Genomic DNA, 15,903 nt, shown 5'->3' with positions numbered 1-15,903 from the left:
ATTAAAACCATTCTACCTTGTCTGGGTGAGTTATAACAGATATAAATGAATAACCATTCATTATTGATGAAAAAAGAGGATGATCCGGGTACCTTCCAGTCATCCTCCATCTCATATGCATGCCTGTCTTACTTGGATATAACCTGCTTCAGCTCCGACCAGTTTGTCAGTCTAGGGATGGATTCTATCTCACGGTTATAGGAATTATCGATGGCATATACCTTCGTTTGAATGCCCACCAACGTTTCCAAAACGGCCGGTTTATCATCGAAATAATAGTCCAGCTCCAATTTCTTGATCGTTTCAATTTTTTCATGGTCTTTCATGCCGCAATAAAAATGGTCGTCCTTTACAGGGAATCCATTCTCGATCATCCATTGTTTCGTCCGTTCACCATGCTCGGCTTTTCTTGCCGTAATATAAAAGATTTCATGTCCTTCGTTTTCAAGGGTCTGTAATGCTTCCACTGCCCCCTCAAACGCCGGGCACGAGGAATAATAGATTTCTTCGGCAAGGCTATTCCACATTTTTCCGCCTTCTTCTTTACTCATCTCGAACAATTCATGAATCTCCAAGGTTTTCAAGGCTTTGAATTTTGTTAACTCTACATTTTTATTGAGCTTTTCATTATATAACTGGAATGCATATTCCCTTAAATTAATCAAAGTATCATCTATATCAAAACCGAATCTCATCTTCTTCACTCTCCATTTAAACATACGCGGTAAACAAGGATTCAAAAGATTTCTCCATGTCCACCTGTAAGGCCTGTAGCTTTTCAATATAAGCTCTTCTTTTTGGCTCCGCCCTTTTGAGCCCAGTTAATCCGCTATCTCCCAGAAGGATGTGTTCATAAATTTGTTGGGCCACTAGCTCAGCGTCCCCAAGGGCACAATTGAGTCCGAAAGCACCAGTGGGGGTCATGGTATGGGCCGCGTCCCCCACTAGCAGAACACCATCTTTGGTCCACGTTTCACATGAGCAACTATGAACGTCCAATAAAATGAAGTCCTGCCAGGATTGGATATTTTCACGGACTACACTCCGTAACTCTGGGAAATTCATGATCAACTTTTCAATAAAAGGTTCAAAAGGCTGTTTCCGAAGCTGAGGGTACGAACCATGTTCTATATTCCATCCGATTTGGATGAAACCCCCCGCCTGAGTGAAGAGTGCCAACTGGGAACCATTGACCAATGCATTCTTGATCGATGGCTTCCATCCGTAAGGGGCCGGTATTTTAGCCCAGAGTAAATCATAGCCGTGGTTCTTGACCTCAACCGGGATTTTCGCTTTTTTCCGGACCGTTGAAAACCTTCCATCCGCCCCGACAATCAATCGGCTTTGAATGGTGAATTCACTCCCATCCTTAACGGCTTTCACTCCACAGAACCGCCCCTCTTTGTCCTGGACGAGATCTGTCACCCTCGTGTTCAGCATCAAGTGGAAGGAATCTAACTTTTCAGCTTCATCCAAGATCACCTTCAACAGATGCTTCTGCGGAACATGAATGCCCAGATTATCTTGATGGTCGTCCGGATAAATCTCTTTTACCAGTCGCCCCTCCTGCCAATATTCAATCTGTTCCATTCTAAGCAGGCCCAGATTCTCCACTTTCGCAAATAAGCCAAGCTTTTTAAGGATGCTCTCCCCTTCATCGTTTAAGAATTCCCCTCGAAATTCCTGTGCGACTGCCTGATTTCGCTCAAGGAGGATGACCGAAATGTTCTGTTTGGCCAATAAATAGGCTAAAAGCGCCCCTCCAGGTCCTGAACCAACAATGCAAACATCCGTTTTACCCATCATGCTTCTCACCTGTTGTCTATTTTATTTTGGATAAGCCGTTATGCGGATGTCTTCCCCAAACGTATCAACATGAGAGATGGAAACATCCAAGGCTTCATCCATTTGATCTACATCGTCCCCTGAAAAAGGAGTAAGTGAGTTTCTTCCACCCAATAGTTTAGGAGCTACATAGATTAGATATTTATCGATGAGTCCTGCCCTTAAGAATGAAGCATTTACCTCGCTTCCGCCTTCAAGCAAGACATCCGTTATCCCCTTTTTATATAGTTCGGCCATCAGGATCTCCAAATCCAACCCTGCTTCTGTTTTGGGGACCATGATGAATTCGACTCCTCTTTCGCTTAGGGAGGCGATTTTTTCCAACGAGGCATTTTCATGCGTGACAATGACCGTTCTCGCTTCTTCTACCTGTAAGACATGGGAATCTAGAGGTACGCGGAGTTCACTATCCAAAATGATGCGGACCGGATTTTTTCCCCCGCCTTCAGGAAGCCGGGTCGTCAAGGATGGATTATCGGCCAGGACCGTTCCGATGCCGACTAAAATTGCATCGACCTCATTACGTAGCAAGTGGACCGAGTGACGGGATTCTTCCCCTGTAATCCATTTCGAATGTCCAGTGTGGGTCGCCAGCTTCCCATCGAGCGTCATCGCAAATTTGGACAGGACAAAAGGCCGCCCTGTCGTCATATTATGGATAAAGCGTTCATTCAGCCTTCGTGCTTCTTTTTCCAAAATGCCCACTTCTACTTCAATGCCTGCCTCTTTAAGAAGCGCGATTCCTCTCCCTGCAACTTCCGGGTTGGGATCTTCCATGGCCACTACGACCCGTTTAATTCCCGATTCCTTCACCAAGTTCGCACATGGTGGTGTTTTCCCATAATGGGAACAAGGTTCAAGCGTCACATATAAAGTTCCACCTTTGGCATACTCTCCCGCCATTTTGAATGCATGGACCTCGGCATGCGGTTCACCGGCTTTGCGGTGAATCCCTGTTCCGGCAATCACGCCGTCTTTCACAATAACAGCCCCGACGATGGGGTTCGGGTTCGTCTTCCCTTTAGCACTGCCCGCTAGGTCCAAAGCCAGTTTCATGTAATATTGATCATTATTCATCATCACAGCTCCCCTTCACACAATTACAGTGGGATCCTCTAGTGGGATATGCCCGGATTTCTTGATTTTTGTATCCAGATAGAAACTATTCGTTTCAGTCAAACCACCCCAAAGCGGGATATGATTCTTCGCCGTCAAGCCATGCTCCTTAAGCGCTGCCAGCTTTTTAGGATTATTCGTAATCAGCGTTACGGGTTTATGACGCAGAGCTTTCAACACCGTGATCGCTCCTTCATAAGATCTTGTATCATCTTCGAATCCCAAAGCATGGTTCGCTTCAACGGTGTCAAATCCTTCTTGCTGAAGCAAGTAAGCCAATGATTTTGTAAATAAGCCAATACCTCTTCCCTCATGATCCGCAAGGTAAAAAATGGCGCCGGTTCCGGCGTCGGCAATCATCCTCATCGATTGGTGAAGCTGGTATCCGCAATCACAACGTTGACTGCCAAATATATCCCCCGTATGGCAGATGCTGTGCATACGGACGAGTGCATCCTCCGCTTTCTCGAAATCACCATACACCAATACCGAAGATTGCTGGCCAAAAGCCAAGTTGGCAGTCGAAAGCGATTCGAGCACTGCTTCTTCAACATTATCCTCGCCATCAAGCTGAAGCCAGGTGTACCATTGGAAGACAGCCGAAAAGTCACCTTGCTTAACAGGGAGATTCACGGGACCGACCAGGCATAGATCATCTTTACCCGGTGTTTTCAGGATGTTCATTTTATCTATTAAAAGGTCTTTTATTTGCTTTGTTATTTTCATAGTAAAATCACCTATTTTTTAGTTTTATATAGTACGGTCTCGCTACTTACTTAAGGTAAGCAAGTATTTTAAGTATACTACCAAGTGAGGATTTTTACAAATAATAGTGTACACTTCTTTCTATTTTCCAAGTAAGAAAAACGGCTTTCTAAAACACTATCATAATCTTCTACATCCACTCATATTTTAACCTATATAATAAACCTGTCTATGGAAAGACATAGGAAAGGGAGGCAAACCTTTGGCTGATATCCCTTATTTTTTTTTCGACCAAGATTTTTTCCAGAGAAACCGTGATTGGGGAATGCCTTATCGCAATCAGGTAGATCCGCTGCTTCGCCCTTTCTCCGCCGGAAACCCCGACCTCTTGATTCAATCGGCTAAATCTTCGCAATCGTTAATGGATGATGCAAAAAAAGTAGTGGATATGATTGCCTCGTCCAAACCATTTTCGACACGGCTCATGTCCGCCGCCCAAGAATCGAAAACGGCTGCCGTCACCGACATGATCAAAAAGACAGGTATTAAAAACGAACCAGATATCAAGTACAATCCCGATGGCATCCGTTTTGATTTTTATCCGAAAAAAGGAGAGATAAATTGCCATGTCATCATCAGTTTGAAGTGGAGCAACATATGAAAAAACCGAAGCCTCTTTCCGGCTTCGGCATCGATCCTAGTTCTTGCCCGGATTGAATGTTTCCACAAGAAGGGCAAGGGTACGGGTCATGACTCCAGTCGCCCCGGCCGTACCCAGTTCATTTGCGCTCGCTGTCGTGGATGTTCCCGCAATATCGAGATGGACCCATGGGGTCGATTCGGCAAATTCACCGACAAAGGCACCACCCATGATGGCATGCCCGGCTCCTCCCGGCGAATTATTCAAATCCGCAATCTTACTATTACGCACACGCTCTTTATCCTTTTCGGTAATCGGCAGGCGCCACATTGGCTCACCGGCTTCCTCAGAGGCCTTTTGAACTTGTTCATAGAATTCCACGTTATTGGTCATGGCACCTGTCATATCATTGCCCAAGGCCGTTATAACACCACCCGTTAAGGTGGCAACATCGACAAGGTATTCCGCACCATGGTGTTTCGCATATGTCACGGCATCCGCCAATACAAGCCGTCCCTCGGCATCCGTATTCAGCACCTCGATGGTTTTACCACTCATGGCGGTAATCACATCATCCGGTTTAAATGCATTTCCACTGATCATGTTATCGGTAGAAGGAATGACGGCAACGACATTTTGATCCGGGCCCAATTCCCCGATGATTTCCATCGCACCCAAGACGGCCGCTGCACCGCCCATATCCGTTTTCATTCCAACGATTCCAGCCTTCGTTTTTAATGAGTAACCTCCTGTATCAAAGGTAATTCCTTTTCCGACCAACCCGATTACATCCGTCCATTCTTCTTTTCCCTGATATTTGAGGACGATCATTTTCGGTGGTTCGACCGATCCTTGATTGACCGCTAGAAGAGCACCCATTCCAAGCTTGAGCATGTCTTCCTTCTCGAGGATTTCAACCTCGAATCCATACCGGTCCCCCAATTCCATGGAATAGTTCGCTAAATCCGTGGAAGTCAGTAAGTTCCCAGGTGTATTAACTAGCGTCCTCGCTGAATTCGTCGCTTTCCCAAACACACGGCCGACATGTAGGGCCGCTCCCACTTCATCCGTTTGGCACTCACTATAAACCGTGATGGCTTCCAAACTTTTTTCTATCTGGTTCGATTTCTGTTTATACCCGGCAAATTTATAGCCTGCCAGCTCAAATGCCTCGGAGAATGCATGCGCCGCATCCAGTGCGTCCAACTGTTCAGTCGTGAAGGTGTCCAAAGCGATGCTGATTGTGGTAAGCCTTGATTCAGCCACCACTTTGCGGGCCTTCCCTAAAGCTTCCCTTAAAGTCTCGAAAGATAGTTCTTTTTCTTTCCCTAGACCGACAAAAATCAGCCTCTTTACGCCTAGTTTTCCTAAAGTATGTATTTTAGTGATGGACTTCTTCTTGGAAGAGATATCACCATCCTTCACCAATTGTGTAAGATGTCCCGATAATTTCTCATCCGCTTCCTGCCCAATCCCCGTGAATTTAATCGGCCGATCAAACACACCCATTAACAGGCATTCTTCCGTAACATCTAAGTTTAATGTATGTTTCACTGTAAACATTCTGATACGCCTCCATTCGAATACTCCTATTATAACCAAATTCCCCGAAATTTCCGAATTCAATGCACAAAGTGGATTTAAAATGCCCGCTTCATTCATTTAAACGAGATGATCCATTCGATTTCACTTAACCAGTTTGTACATCAGGATATCATCGACATATTCATTTTCACTCATTTTAAATTCTTTAACCTTGCGACCTTCTTCAATGAACCCCATTTTCTTGTACAAAGAAATAGCACCGTGATTTGATGCGAAAACGCCTAAACTCACTTTTTCGATGAAGGGATTGCTCTCTGCCCAATCCAATAATGCCTGTAGTAGCATACTTCCAATCCCCATTTCTCTGTAACCCTTTCTTATCATCATGCCAAAGGTGCCTGTATGGGACAATCGCATTCTATTTTTGGCCATTTCGAATACTATCCAACCAACGACTTCTCCCTCACTTTCAGCTACCAGTAATGTTTCTCTTTCATGATCCAATATGCTCTGAACCCATTCGCTTTGTTGGGAAGATGTTTTATTGAACTCTGTGGATAACGCGATTAGGAATTCACCTTCTGACACAACGGATTTCTGGATGTCTAAAATCGCCTCGGAGTCTTCCAGTTTTCCAGGACGAACCATGTAACTAACCGGGTCTTTTGAAATAGACAATACTATCTCCTCCTTATAAAACATATGATTACTATTCATATTCTTTATCGACCTACCTAGACCTTCTAAAGAATCGCCTCTTCTTTCTAAATCTTAGCTTTATTTCACCTGCCTAGTAAGGAAGTAGTTTAGAAAGCCGCCCTTTAGAGAAATAGTATAAGAAAGATCATATTTATTTCCAATAAGCAGGGAATCAAGAGGATATGATGGAAAGTATTAGTAAGAATGAATATTTTTCCGTCTAACCGTTACTTTATAAATGGAAAGAAGGCTGAAACCTTTGGAATTTTTTTTAAACTTCCCTTTAATTGCCGCTTTAATCGCCATCTTCTTTGCCCAATTCATTAAAGTCCCGATTCATTTCATCGCCTTTCGTAAATGGGATTGGTCGTTGATCAACTCTACGGGCGGTATGCCAAGTTCACATTCGGCCGCCGTGACTGCACTTACCGTAGCAGTGGGGATTGAAACGGGCATGGACTCACCCATCTTTGCCGTTGCGACACTTTTTGCCATCATTACGATGTTTGATGCAACGGGTGTTAGGAGGCAGGCAGGGGAACAGGCTGCCGTCCTGAATCAGCTTGTCACAGATTTCAATTTATTTGTCGAACAAGCGAAGAATTGGCAGAAGAAAGAGGAGAAGCAGAAGCAACAGCAATTGAAGGAATTATTGGGCCATAAACCGATTGAAGTCTTTTTCGGAGCATTGACTGGAGTATTCATCGCACTTGTTCTTCACTTTTTAATCTTTCAAGGGTAGGTGACTTATAAATGAAATTAATCTCTCTTTGCCCAAGTAATACCGAACTCTGTACATATCTCGGAATCGAAGACCAGTTGATTGCCATCGATGACTATTCGGATTGGCCCGACTCCATACAGCATCTGCCTAAAGTCGGTCCGGATCTGTCCATTAACATCGATCTCGTGGAATCATTAAAACCTGATTTGGTTCTTGCTTCCCTCAGCGTACCTGGTATGGAAAAAAACATCGAGGCACTCAAAAAACGACAGATTCCTTATATCATCTTTAATCCGCAATCGCTTGAAGATATCGCCCAGGATTTACTGACCCTTGGGGAAGCCGTTCAGGTACAGGAAAAGGCCGCGTTGCAGGCGGACAAATTCCGTTCCACCATCCGGCAATATAAGATGGTAGCGGACAGCATCGACCATCCCCCTTCCCTCTACTGGGAATGGTGGCCCAATCCCCTTTTCTCACCTGGCGGGGTCAATTGGTTAACGGAAATCAGCCGTCTGGCTGGAGGGTATAACCTCTTTGAAGAAGTACACATGGCAAGCATTCAAGTGCCATCGGAAGAAGTCCTAGAAAAGGACCCGGACCACATTTGTTTAGCATGGGTCGGCGTCCCGTTACATAAGGTCAACCCTGAATTAATCAAGAAACGGAAGGGCTGGTCCGAAATGAAAGCCGTCCAAAACCATGCGATTCATATCATGGAAGAACCCTTATTCTGCCGGCCGTCCCCCAGATTGCTGGATGGACTATCCAAACTGGCTAGGACGCTTCATCCCGAAGCCTACCTCCACATCCCTACAGATTGAACGGCAAAAAAGCCGGCTCTACATTGAGTCGGCTTTTTTGCGAGCATTCATGTATTTAAAACACAAAGGAAGACATGCTTGTATGGACCGCTTTTTCGGCGATCGTATGTTTGAAGACCTGCCTCACTTTCATTTCATTCAACTCATATAACTGTTCCTCTGAAAAACGCCCGTTTCCTTTTTGTACAAGATAGACCTCCAGGGTTTTCTTTCCCCACTTCTCATACACATCTTGCACAGTGTCGTAATACAGGTCAAGGTGGTTCCCTTTAATCGCCCCACCCTTATCGGCTACCACCCCAAAACCATAATCAGGGATCCAAAGGATGGTACCTAGCGGAAACACGGATAGATCAGCAGCAATGGTCGAAAACATATCCCGCTTCACCTTCACCCCAGAATAGGTAATGCCATAAGACGGGCTATCCGGATATTTACCGGTGGATTCATAGCCTGCTGTATATCCCGTTGCCAACACCTTATGTTTTGGATACTTCGAAAGCTCTATAGCCTCTTCTATCGTTGGCGGTCCCCCACTTTTTTTCGTGGACGATGCTATAAAGGTCGCTTTATGGTGCCCACGATGAAAGGCTTTGTATTCCAGCTCGAATACCGTATTTTTCCTAATCGTTTCTTCCAAAGGATGGACTTCGGGCTCGGCTCCAAAAACATGATGAACGGTTGATTCAATAGCCAAGAAAAACAATAGGATGATGGCAACCCGCAAAAATAATGTCCGTATGATTTTCATATGTATGTCATTCCACTCCTCTCACAAGGATATTTGTTCCCTAACATGAGGAAAAGTATTCATATAGACCCAAAAATGACTACATATCACTAGAAAAACAGAAAAAAGGACCACCACTAAATGGCAGCCCTACCTATTTAAAACATTTGGTACCCCTTATTCCTCAATATCTTAATCGTGATTCCAGCCCCTATTGCACCAATTAATCCACTTGATAAAATCATCAGATCCGCCGCATGCAAGGATGCTAGGCTCGTCCCAAGTTCGGAAAACGTGTCACTGGGTTGTCTGAAATATTCAATCAACTTGGCTTTATTCACTATGACAAGGAATACGATAGGAAAAAGGACGACCATGATCCATGATGATCGAAAAAGCATGTTAAGTAAAAAGCCTATCCCGAAAAACAATACAAAGAATAAAAGTATTGAGATGACCAATACCGGTAATGGCATAATCTTCTAGACCTCCTTAAAAGAACCACTTTTAGTTTACAGAATACATAATTGGTTCGTCAACGACATAATACCAATTAATCCCTTGTGATGCATCATTGTCTTACATAAATAATTTATAAGAGGTATATCCGAAATGATTCCCTGGATTGACTCCGTCGAGCATCGTCTGCATTCTTTCTTTTTTAAAGGATAAAAGATGATTCAATAACACAGACTGCTTGCCTTCCGCAATGAGGGCTTCCGGATCATAGACCTTAGCTTCATATAGCTCGTCCATTTGAGCCGATACATCAAAACTAAGCGGCTTAAGTAAAAACACCAACATATTATCACTTATTTCCCCTTTGATGACTCCACTCCTGACGCCTACCATCCCTTCAATTTCCGTATGAATCCCCGTCTCCTCCAGCACTTCTCTAATGACTGCCTCATCCACCGTTTCATCATTTCGAACGAAGCCGGCAGGGAGGGACCATTGACCTTCCAATCCTCCATACCGTTTATTAACGACAAGCCATTCGCCTTTATCGGAAATCACGAGACCCGATACAGCCAACCAGACATTTTTGCAACGTTCCAATCATTTCACTCCTCATTTCTCTCAATATTTGTATTATAAACCTTTTTTTTCAGTCATACACAATAGAAAAAAGCCATCCCGGAAATTTCTTGAATGGCTCATACCTTTTATTATGAAATTACAGGATGTTGAATTTACCCTTTTTCGCAACCAAATAAGGGCCGCCTATCAATAATAACGCTCTGTTATCCACCATTTTCTTCATGAACGAGGCCGTTTTCCCCGTCACTTTCTTACCAAAAACAACCCCGATTGCATCATGCTCACCAAGTGAACATACCGTCCCTTTGTTTTCGAACGTAAAGGTATCTAGGTCGGTTTGGTTGCGGACCAACTTGGTAATGTTCTTCGCAATGACTTCTCCTTGCTGCATGGCAATCTGTGCGGTAGGGGGATATGGCCGGTTTATTTCTTCATTGATGATCAATGAACAGTCACCCACGATGAAGATATCATCATGACCTGGTGCCCGCATATCGAGGTTCACTTTTATGCGACCACGCATTGCATCGAATCCCGAAGCTTCAATGACGGAATTCCCACGAACTCCAGCTGCCCACACAACGGTCCCTGCCTTGATCTCCTCGGTTTCCTCTTCACCAATTGCCACGATGATTCCTTCAGGGGTAGCTCCCTTTATGGGCGTGCCAATCTTGAATTCCACTCCTTTTTTTTGAAGATATGAAACGGCATAATCCACTAATTCGGGATCGAAACCAGGAAGTACCGCTGGTGCAGCTTCTACACAGTACATGCGGACTTTCTGAGGGTCAATATCATATTCCTTACACAGCACAGGAACACGATTGGCTAACTCCCCAAGGAATTCAATGCCCGTAAACCCAGCTCCACCGACTACGATGGTCAAGCGATTTTCGTCTTTTTCCATTTCCGAGCTATATGTGGCAAATTGCAATTGGATATGATCCCGTATTTTCCGGGCCGAGTTTAAATTGGAAATGGAGAAGGCATATTCCTTTAATCCTGGAATGCCGAATGTTTCTGATTCTGGGCCAAGCCCGACCACTAAGATGTCATACGAAACTTCGCCATTTTCTAGAATGACTTTTTTCTGTTCGGTCTTGATTTCTAAAACGGAGTCTTGAACGAACCTCACTTTACTTTTGTTGATGACATTCTTGATGGGATAGCGCACACGATCATGATGAAGGGTTCCGGCAGACGCCTCATGCAACCAGGTTGTTTCATAATGATAATCATTTTTATTCACTAAGATGATTTCCGCTTCATTTTGTCCCAATGCTTTTTGTAATCGGGTTACGGTCATCAAACCGCCATAACCTGCTCCCAAAATAACGATAGTTGGTTTTTTCAAGTAATCTTCCACCTTTACAGTTTTTTCTTTATCCCGCTTTCCATCTCAATTTCTATGCGATATCCTTAATTTCCATTAAAGAAGGCAATCCTATTCATATGTGATGCCTTTCACTAATTAAAGTTCACGAATGAACCAAAAAATTCCATATAATTGAATATTATTCCATTCTCTCTCATTTTTCAAGGAAACCGATTTCCCCTTGATTAATGGAAAATCCGTCTACTTGATACCGTAACTTTTCATTTTGATGATTAGTATGCCTGATTACTCGCACGAACTTTCTCATTTTTCAAAAAATTTATCCATCTTCTTTAACTTCAACTATGTTAAAATGAAGAAAGAATTTCAACAAACCTAGTATATCGGAGGGATAGCGTTGGAAGTAAATGAAAAAGTATATGATATTACCATCATTGGTGGTGGACCTGTAGGCTTATTTACCGCATTCTATGGTGGTATGAGACAGGCATCAGTCAAAATCATTGAAAGCCTCCCACAATTGGGTGGACAATTATCCGCTCTTTATCCTGAAAAATACATCTATGATATCGCAGGTTTTCCTAAAGTGCTGGCTCAGGAATTAGTCAATAATTTGAAAGAGCAAATGGCGAAATTCGAACAAACCGTCGTCTTGGAACAATCCGTTCAAGAAGTGGAGAAACAGGCCGATGGCGTCTTCATGTTAACCACGGATAAAGAAGTACATTATTCCAAAACAATCATAATCACTGCCGGAAACGGGGCTTTCCAACCTCGACGCATCGAAATCGAGAATGCTAAGCAATATGAGGGTACGAACCTTCATTATTTCATTGATGACCTTAACCGTTTTGCAGGGAAAAAAGTGGTGGTCTTCGGAGGCGGCGATTCCGCAGTGGACTGGGCACTCATGTTAGAGCCTATCGCTGAAAAGGTGAGCATTGTCCATAGAAGGGATAAATTCCGCGCTCACGAACATAGTGTCGAAAATCTAAAAAATTCTAAAGTAGAAATTAAAACCCCTTACATACCTGCAGATTTAATTGGTACGGAAGATCGAATTCAAACAGTCGTCCTTAAGGATACGAATGGAGAAGAAACCGAAACATTGGATGTTGATGCAGTCATCGTCAACTACGGCTTTATCTCCTCTCTTGGTCCCATCAAAGAATGGGGGCTCGATATTCAGAAAAACAACATCTTAGTCAACTCCAGAATGGAAACGAACATCCCCGGAATCTACGCGGCTGGTGACATCGCAACCTACGATGGCAAAGTCAAATTAATTGCCAGCGGCTTTGGCGAAGCCCCTACTGCCGTCAATCATGCGAAGCAATACATTGACCCAAAAGCAAAAGTGCAGCCCATGCACAGCTCTTCCATGTTTTAGCATTCTATCGCTCATTTCACTTTTAACCGGCTCTGAATTGAGCTGGTTTTTTTATTTGTTTTATTAACTTGTGGATAACTTCCGGGAAAGCAGTTATCCACAATGGGTTCTAGATGTTTTCGGACTCTTCGATAAAGGGTAATGAATGTAAGAGAAGAAAAAGAAAGGAGTTTACATTCATGAATATCTTAATAGCAGGCGCGAATGGAACGACTGGTAAGAAAATCATCGAAGAACTATCAAAAACCCAACAGGATACGGTATATGGAATGATCCGGAAAGAAGAACAAGCACAAGGGATAAAAGACCTTGGCGGACAGCCCATCCTCGCTGATTTAGAGGAAAATGTGGATAAAGCGGTGGATAACATGGACGCCATCGTATTTGCTGCAGGTTCAGGTCCGAAGACAGGACCTGATAAGACCACGGCTGTGGATAAGAACGGAGCAATCAAACTGATTGATGCCGCTAAGAAAAAAGGCGTCGGGCGCTTTGTCATGTTAAGCTCCGTCGGTTCCGATCAGCCCCAACAAGGCCCCGAAGGAATGCAACACTATCTCGAAGCCAAGCATGATGCGGATGAACATTTAAAGGAGAGCGGTCTCACTTATACCATCGTCCGTCCCGTCGCATTGACTAATGACCAAGCGGTTGGGAAAATTAAGGCAGATGCAAAAGTCAATCATGTCGATACTTCCATACCACGAGCGGATGTCGCTAAAGTATTGGCCCAAGCCATCTCCGAAAAAAACACCTTCAATAAAACGTTCGAAATTCATAGTGGTGACCAACCGATCAAGGAAGCCTTGAAAACCCTATAAGAATGATGAAAAAAAGGGGGGACACTTCAAATGTGTCTCCCTTTTTCCATAAGAAAACCCTAGGGAGATTTTAGTCTTCCTAGGGTTTCATTCATATTATTTATCTGTTTGTTTTTGCTTTTTTTTCAAATACTCCGCACGCAGATTTTCAATATGCTGCTTTTTATCAAATTTGGCAGTCGTCTGCTTTTCCTGATATCTTGTCACAGCTGCCTGGCCTTTGTAATCCAATTGATATTTTCCCACTATGTTCACCTACTTTTCCTGTCTTTAAAGAGAATCTATTCAATAAATATATCATACCTTATTTTTGTGAAGTAAACCTTATTACTTTATTTGTGTCCTGCTAACCTTCCATATATACGGTTCGTGCACACACGTAATACTAACATAGCAAGGGACTTTATGCTTTAATCGACAAAAGACGACGAATCCACATAAGCATTTCATTATCATTTTAGAATGCTCGCTTCTACGTGTTTATTGGATAAGTCTTTTATCCTGACATAAAAAGACGCCTCCCAACGTATCGTTACATACGTCAAGAAGCGCCAGATATAAACGTTGATATCGAATTAACTAAACGCTAACGATCACTGACCGTCAACCAACCATTAACAGTTCTCCGGCGTACCTTTTTCGGTAGCCGTCCTGAAGGAAGATCCACAACCGCATGACGCGATGGCATTAGGATTTTCAATCGTAAATCCTCCACCCATCATCGTTTGTTTATAATCGATGACCGTTCCATTCAATATGCTGGCATCCTCTTTGTCCACAAGGATATGGATCCCAAATTGCTCCAACTTCTCATCCTTCTCGCCAGGTTCCTGTTCCAACCCCATGCCATAGGATAATCCACTGCAGCCTCCGCCTTTTACAGCCACTCTTAAAAACGATCCCTCTTCTTCGTTTTGCTTCATCATTTCTTTTATCTGAAAAGCAGCTGCTTCCGTAATCTGAACAACTTCACTCATTATAAACCGCTCCCTCTCCTAAAGATGTGAGATAGAATCTTTCTTTACTTATAGTATATACCAAAGAAATTCCCCTGCTCAATTTTCCAGCTTGAAAAAAATTAAATGTTCCAGATCATTATCCCCCCACATTTCATGAAAAAACTAGATTAAATCGTGATTTATGGGTATAATTACCTGTGTAATTAGTCTTACAAGATTTTATGAAGGAGGTAATCTCTATCGAAGAATTACAGCCTCTATATGATAAAAGTATAGAATGTCTTCATTGTAAACAAACATCAACCACTAAGAAAATACGTTCACGCTTTATTAAAGTATCCCGTTATGACACTGATTTTTGTCCTATATATGAAAACCCGGACGCTAACGCCCTTTACTATTATATTCACGTTTGTCGACACTGCGGTTTTTCCTATTCTGAAGATTTCTCACGATATTTCCCACCTACCACAAAAGAAGTCATCGAAGAGAAAATCTGTTCTAAATGGAATCCCCATCATTTCAGTGATGTACGTTCCGTTGAAGATGCAATCAAAACCTATAAACTGGCCAGTTATTGCGGTTCCTTGAAAAAGGAGAAACATATCATCCTGGCCGGTATTCATTTACGGATTGCCTGGCTGTATAGATTTCAAAATAAACAGGAGCAGGAAAATAGGTTCCTACGACTTGCTCTTCAGGAATATGAAGCATCTTATTCATCAGGGGACTTCAGCGGCACGCAAGTATCGGAAGTCAGGATTTTATACCTTGCCGGCGATATATCCAAAAGGATCGGAAATACACAGGCAGCCATTAAATTTCTTTCCATGGTACTTGAAAGGCAAAAACACGCCAGGGAATCGTCCATTATCCAAATGGCCAGAGACCGGTGGCATGAAATCAAGGAAGAATCGGAAATGGGTGGTATCGCGGCAAATGCCTGAGGAAATGTATCCTCCACCAAAAAGGAGGCGGCCCAACATGTTATTCGGCTGCCTCCTTTATTTATGTCGATTAAAACATTTGATATTCATCAATAAATTTATATATATTTTTCACAAGTTCATCCGTTGTATCCCCAGAAACTACTTCGCCATTAACAAGGGCATATAAAGAACTGGAACATTTCCCACAATATCCTAGGCAACCATATTCAATAATATCTAAATTAGGATCCTTCTCTAATCTTTCGAAAGCTTCCTGTGCCCCACTGGCCAGATTGCTTACACAGAACTCAATGATTGGATACATCGTTTCACCTCGCTGTCATTAACAGTTTATCCTAAACCTTTTCACATTAACAGTCAATAAATACGCACAAAAATACGCCGTTTTTAAGATATCGGTTGTGATTTACAGTTATATTCGTTATACTTTTGTCGGGGTATGTAAACAAGAAATCATATAATATTTTTATTATTCTACAAATTAGGCATATATTTATTCACATAATTCCATAGGATACAAATGGGGAATCCTATAGTAGGATAATTTATTTTCACAAGTGAAATACTTAACATTATTT

At 42.9% G+C, this 15,903-nt stretch carries 19 protein-coding genes; 6 read left to right on the top strand and 13 right to left on the bottom strand.

All coding sequences use genetic code 11. From position 1 onward, the window contains the following. Window positions 1-128 precede the first annotated feature (128 nt). The 4 genes from ACQKL6_RS02120 to ACQKL6_RS02105 are packed head-to-tail and all read right to left on the bottom strand — an operon-like array spanning window position 129 to window position 3,687. Window positions 129-695 carry a 5' nucleotidase, NT5C type gene (locus ACQKL6_RS02120; protein ID WP_402871341.1) on the bottom strand — a complete coding sequence of 189 codons (567 nt, stop codon included), beginning with the start codon at window positions 693-695 and terminating at the stop codon, window positions 129-131. A gap of 16 nt (window positions 696-711) precedes the next feature. Next, window positions 712-1,806, bottom strand: coding sequence for an FAD-dependent monooxygenase (locus tag ACQKL6_RS02115; protein WP_402954309.1), 1,095 nt, complete (start codon window positions 1,804-1,806; stop codon window positions 712-714). Window positions 1,807-1,827: 21 nt separating this feature from the next. Next, a complete protein-coding gene (ribD, locus tag ACQKL6_RS02110; protein ID WP_402989990.1) occupies window positions 1,828-2,922 on the bottom strand; it encodes a bifunctional diaminohydroxyphosphoribosylaminopyrimidine deaminase/5-amino-6-(5-phosphoribosylamino)uracil reductase RibD in 1,095 nt (364 codons plus the stop codon). A gap of 15 nt (window positions 2,923-2,937) precedes the next feature. After that, on the bottom strand, window positions 2,938-3,687 hold the full coding sequence (locus ACQKL6_RS02105) for a GTP cyclohydrolase II (protein ID WP_402954312.1): 750 nt from the start codon (window positions 3,685-3,687) through the stop codon (window positions 2,938-2,940). A 241-nt stretch (window positions 3,688-3,928) separates the two neighbouring features. On the opposite strand from ACQKL6_RS02105, the gene ACQKL6_RS02100 reads away from it, so the two are divergent. Further along, the gene (locus ACQKL6_RS02100; protein WP_402871049.1) at window positions 3,929-4,327 is read left to right on the top strand and encodes a hypothetical protein; all 399 of its coding nucleotides are present in this window, start codon (window positions 3,929-3,931) and stop codon (window positions 4,325-4,327) included. A gap of 36 nt (window positions 4,328-4,363) precedes the next feature. Here the strand turns inward: ACQKL6_RS02100 and ACQKL6_RS02095 are convergent, their stop codons facing one another. Together ACQKL6_RS02095 and ACQKL6_RS02090 are read right to left on the bottom strand one after the other, a co-directional pair. Beyond that, the gene (locus tag ACQKL6_RS02095; RefSeq protein WP_402954320.1) at window positions 4,364-5,869 is read right to left on the bottom strand and encodes a leucyl aminopeptidase; all 1,506 of its coding nucleotides are present in this window, start codon (window positions 5,867-5,869) and stop codon (window positions 4,364-4,366) included. Between the two features lie 123 nt (window positions 5,870-5,992). Next, window positions 5,993-6,529 carry a GNAT family N-acetyltransferase gene (locus ACQKL6_RS02090; protein ID WP_402989993.1) on the bottom strand — a complete coding sequence of 179 codons (537 nt, stop codon included), beginning with the start codon at window positions 6,527-6,529 and terminating at the stop codon, window positions 5,993-5,995. Window positions 6,530-6,809: 280 nt separating this feature from the next. On the opposite strand from ACQKL6_RS02090, the gene ACQKL6_RS02085 reads away from it, so the two are divergent. Next, window positions 6,810-7,292 (top strand): divergent PAP2 family protein, encoded by a 483-nt coding sequence (locus tag ACQKL6_RS02085; RefSeq protein ID WP_402871041.1) that lies wholly within the window; start codon window positions 6,810-6,812, stop codon window positions 7,290-7,292. An 11-nt stretch (window positions 7,293-7,303) separates the two neighbouring features. Further along, entirely contained in the window at window positions 7,304-8,098 is a 795-nt protein-coding gene (locus ACQKL6_RS02080; RefSeq protein ID WP_427591394.1) for a cobalamin-binding protein, read from the top strand. A gap of 55 nt (window positions 8,099-8,153) precedes the next feature. Here ACQKL6_RS02080 and ACQKL6_RS02075 read toward each other — a convergent pair whose 3' ends face one another. From ACQKL6_RS02075 to ACQKL6_RS02060, 4 genes are all read right to left on the bottom strand, one after another. Further along, a complete protein-coding gene (locus tag ACQKL6_RS02075; protein ID WP_402871035.1) occupies window positions 8,154-8,849 on the bottom strand; it encodes a 3D domain-containing protein in 696 nt (231 codons plus the stop codon). A 137-nt stretch (window positions 8,850-8,986) separates the two neighbouring features. Then, entirely contained in the window at window positions 8,987-9,304 is a 318-nt protein-coding gene (locus tag ACQKL6_RS02070) for a YuiB family protein (RefSeq protein ID WP_402871034.1), read from the bottom strand. Between the two features lie 103 nt (window positions 9,305-9,407). Further along, entirely contained in the window at window positions 9,408-9,887 is a 480-nt protein-coding gene (locus ACQKL6_RS02065; protein ID WP_427650445.1) for an NUDIX domain-containing protein, read from the bottom strand. A gap of 118 nt (window positions 9,888-10,005) precedes the next feature. Continuing rightward, window positions 10,006-11,223 (bottom strand): NAD(P)/FAD-dependent oxidoreductase, encoded by a 1,218-nt coding sequence (locus ACQKL6_RS02060; RefSeq protein ID WP_402871029.1) that lies wholly within the window; start codon window positions 11,221-11,223, stop codon window positions 10,006-10,008. Window positions 11,224-11,602: 379 nt separating this feature from the next. Here ACQKL6_RS02060 and ACQKL6_RS02055 point away from each other — a divergent pair, with 379 nt between their 5' ends. Beyond that, window positions 11,603-12,595, top strand: a complete 993-nt coding sequence (locus ACQKL6_RS02055) for an NAD(P)/FAD-dependent oxidoreductase (RefSeq protein WP_402871026.1) — start codon at window positions 11,603-11,605, stop codon at window positions 12,593-12,595. Window positions 12,596-12,774: 179 nt separating this feature from the next. Next, complete coding sequence (locus ACQKL6_RS02050) at window positions 12,775-13,416, top strand: SDR family oxidoreductase (RefSeq protein WP_402954331.1); 642 nt, start codon at window positions 12,775-12,777, stop codon at window positions 13,414-13,416. A 96-nt stretch (window positions 13,417-13,512) separates the two neighbouring features. Here the strand turns inward: ACQKL6_RS02050 and ACQKL6_RS02045 are convergent, their stop codons facing one another. Continuing rightward, window positions 13,513-13,647 (bottom strand): hypothetical protein, encoded by a 135-nt coding sequence (locus tag ACQKL6_RS02045; RefSeq protein WP_427650501.1) that lies wholly within the window; start codon window positions 13,645-13,647, stop codon window positions 13,513-13,515. A gap of 383 nt (window positions 13,648-14,030) precedes the next feature. Beyond that, complete coding sequence (locus tag ACQKL6_RS02040) at window positions 14,031-14,393, bottom strand: HesB/IscA family protein (RefSeq protein ID WP_402871018.1); 363 nt, start codon at window positions 14,391-14,393, stop codon at window positions 14,031-14,033. A gap of 203 nt (window positions 14,394-14,596) precedes the next feature. Here ACQKL6_RS02040 and ACQKL6_RS02035 point away from each other — a divergent pair, with 203 nt between their 5' ends. Continuing rightward, window positions 14,597-15,322 (top strand): DUF2225 domain-containing protein, encoded by a 726-nt coding sequence (locus ACQKL6_RS02035; protein WP_402954334.1) that lies wholly within the window; start codon window positions 14,597-14,599, stop codon window positions 15,320-15,322. A gap of 70 nt (window positions 15,323-15,392) precedes the next feature. Here the strand turns inward: ACQKL6_RS02035 and ACQKL6_RS02030 are convergent, their stop codons facing one another. After that, window positions 15,393-15,629: a YuzB family protein gene (locus ACQKL6_RS02030; RefSeq protein WP_402871015.1), complete on the bottom strand. Its 237-nt coding sequence runs from the start codon at window positions 15,627-15,629 to the stop codon at window positions 15,393-15,395. Between the last annotated feature and the right edge of the window lie 274 nt (window positions 15,630-15,903).

Origin of the sequence: Peribacillus sp. NPDC097197 (assembly GCF_050278025.1) — a bacterium.
GTDB lineage: Bacteria > Bacillota > Bacilli > Bacillales > DSM-1321 > Peribacillus.
This window is presented reverse-complemented; position numbering and strand designations above follow the sequence as displayed.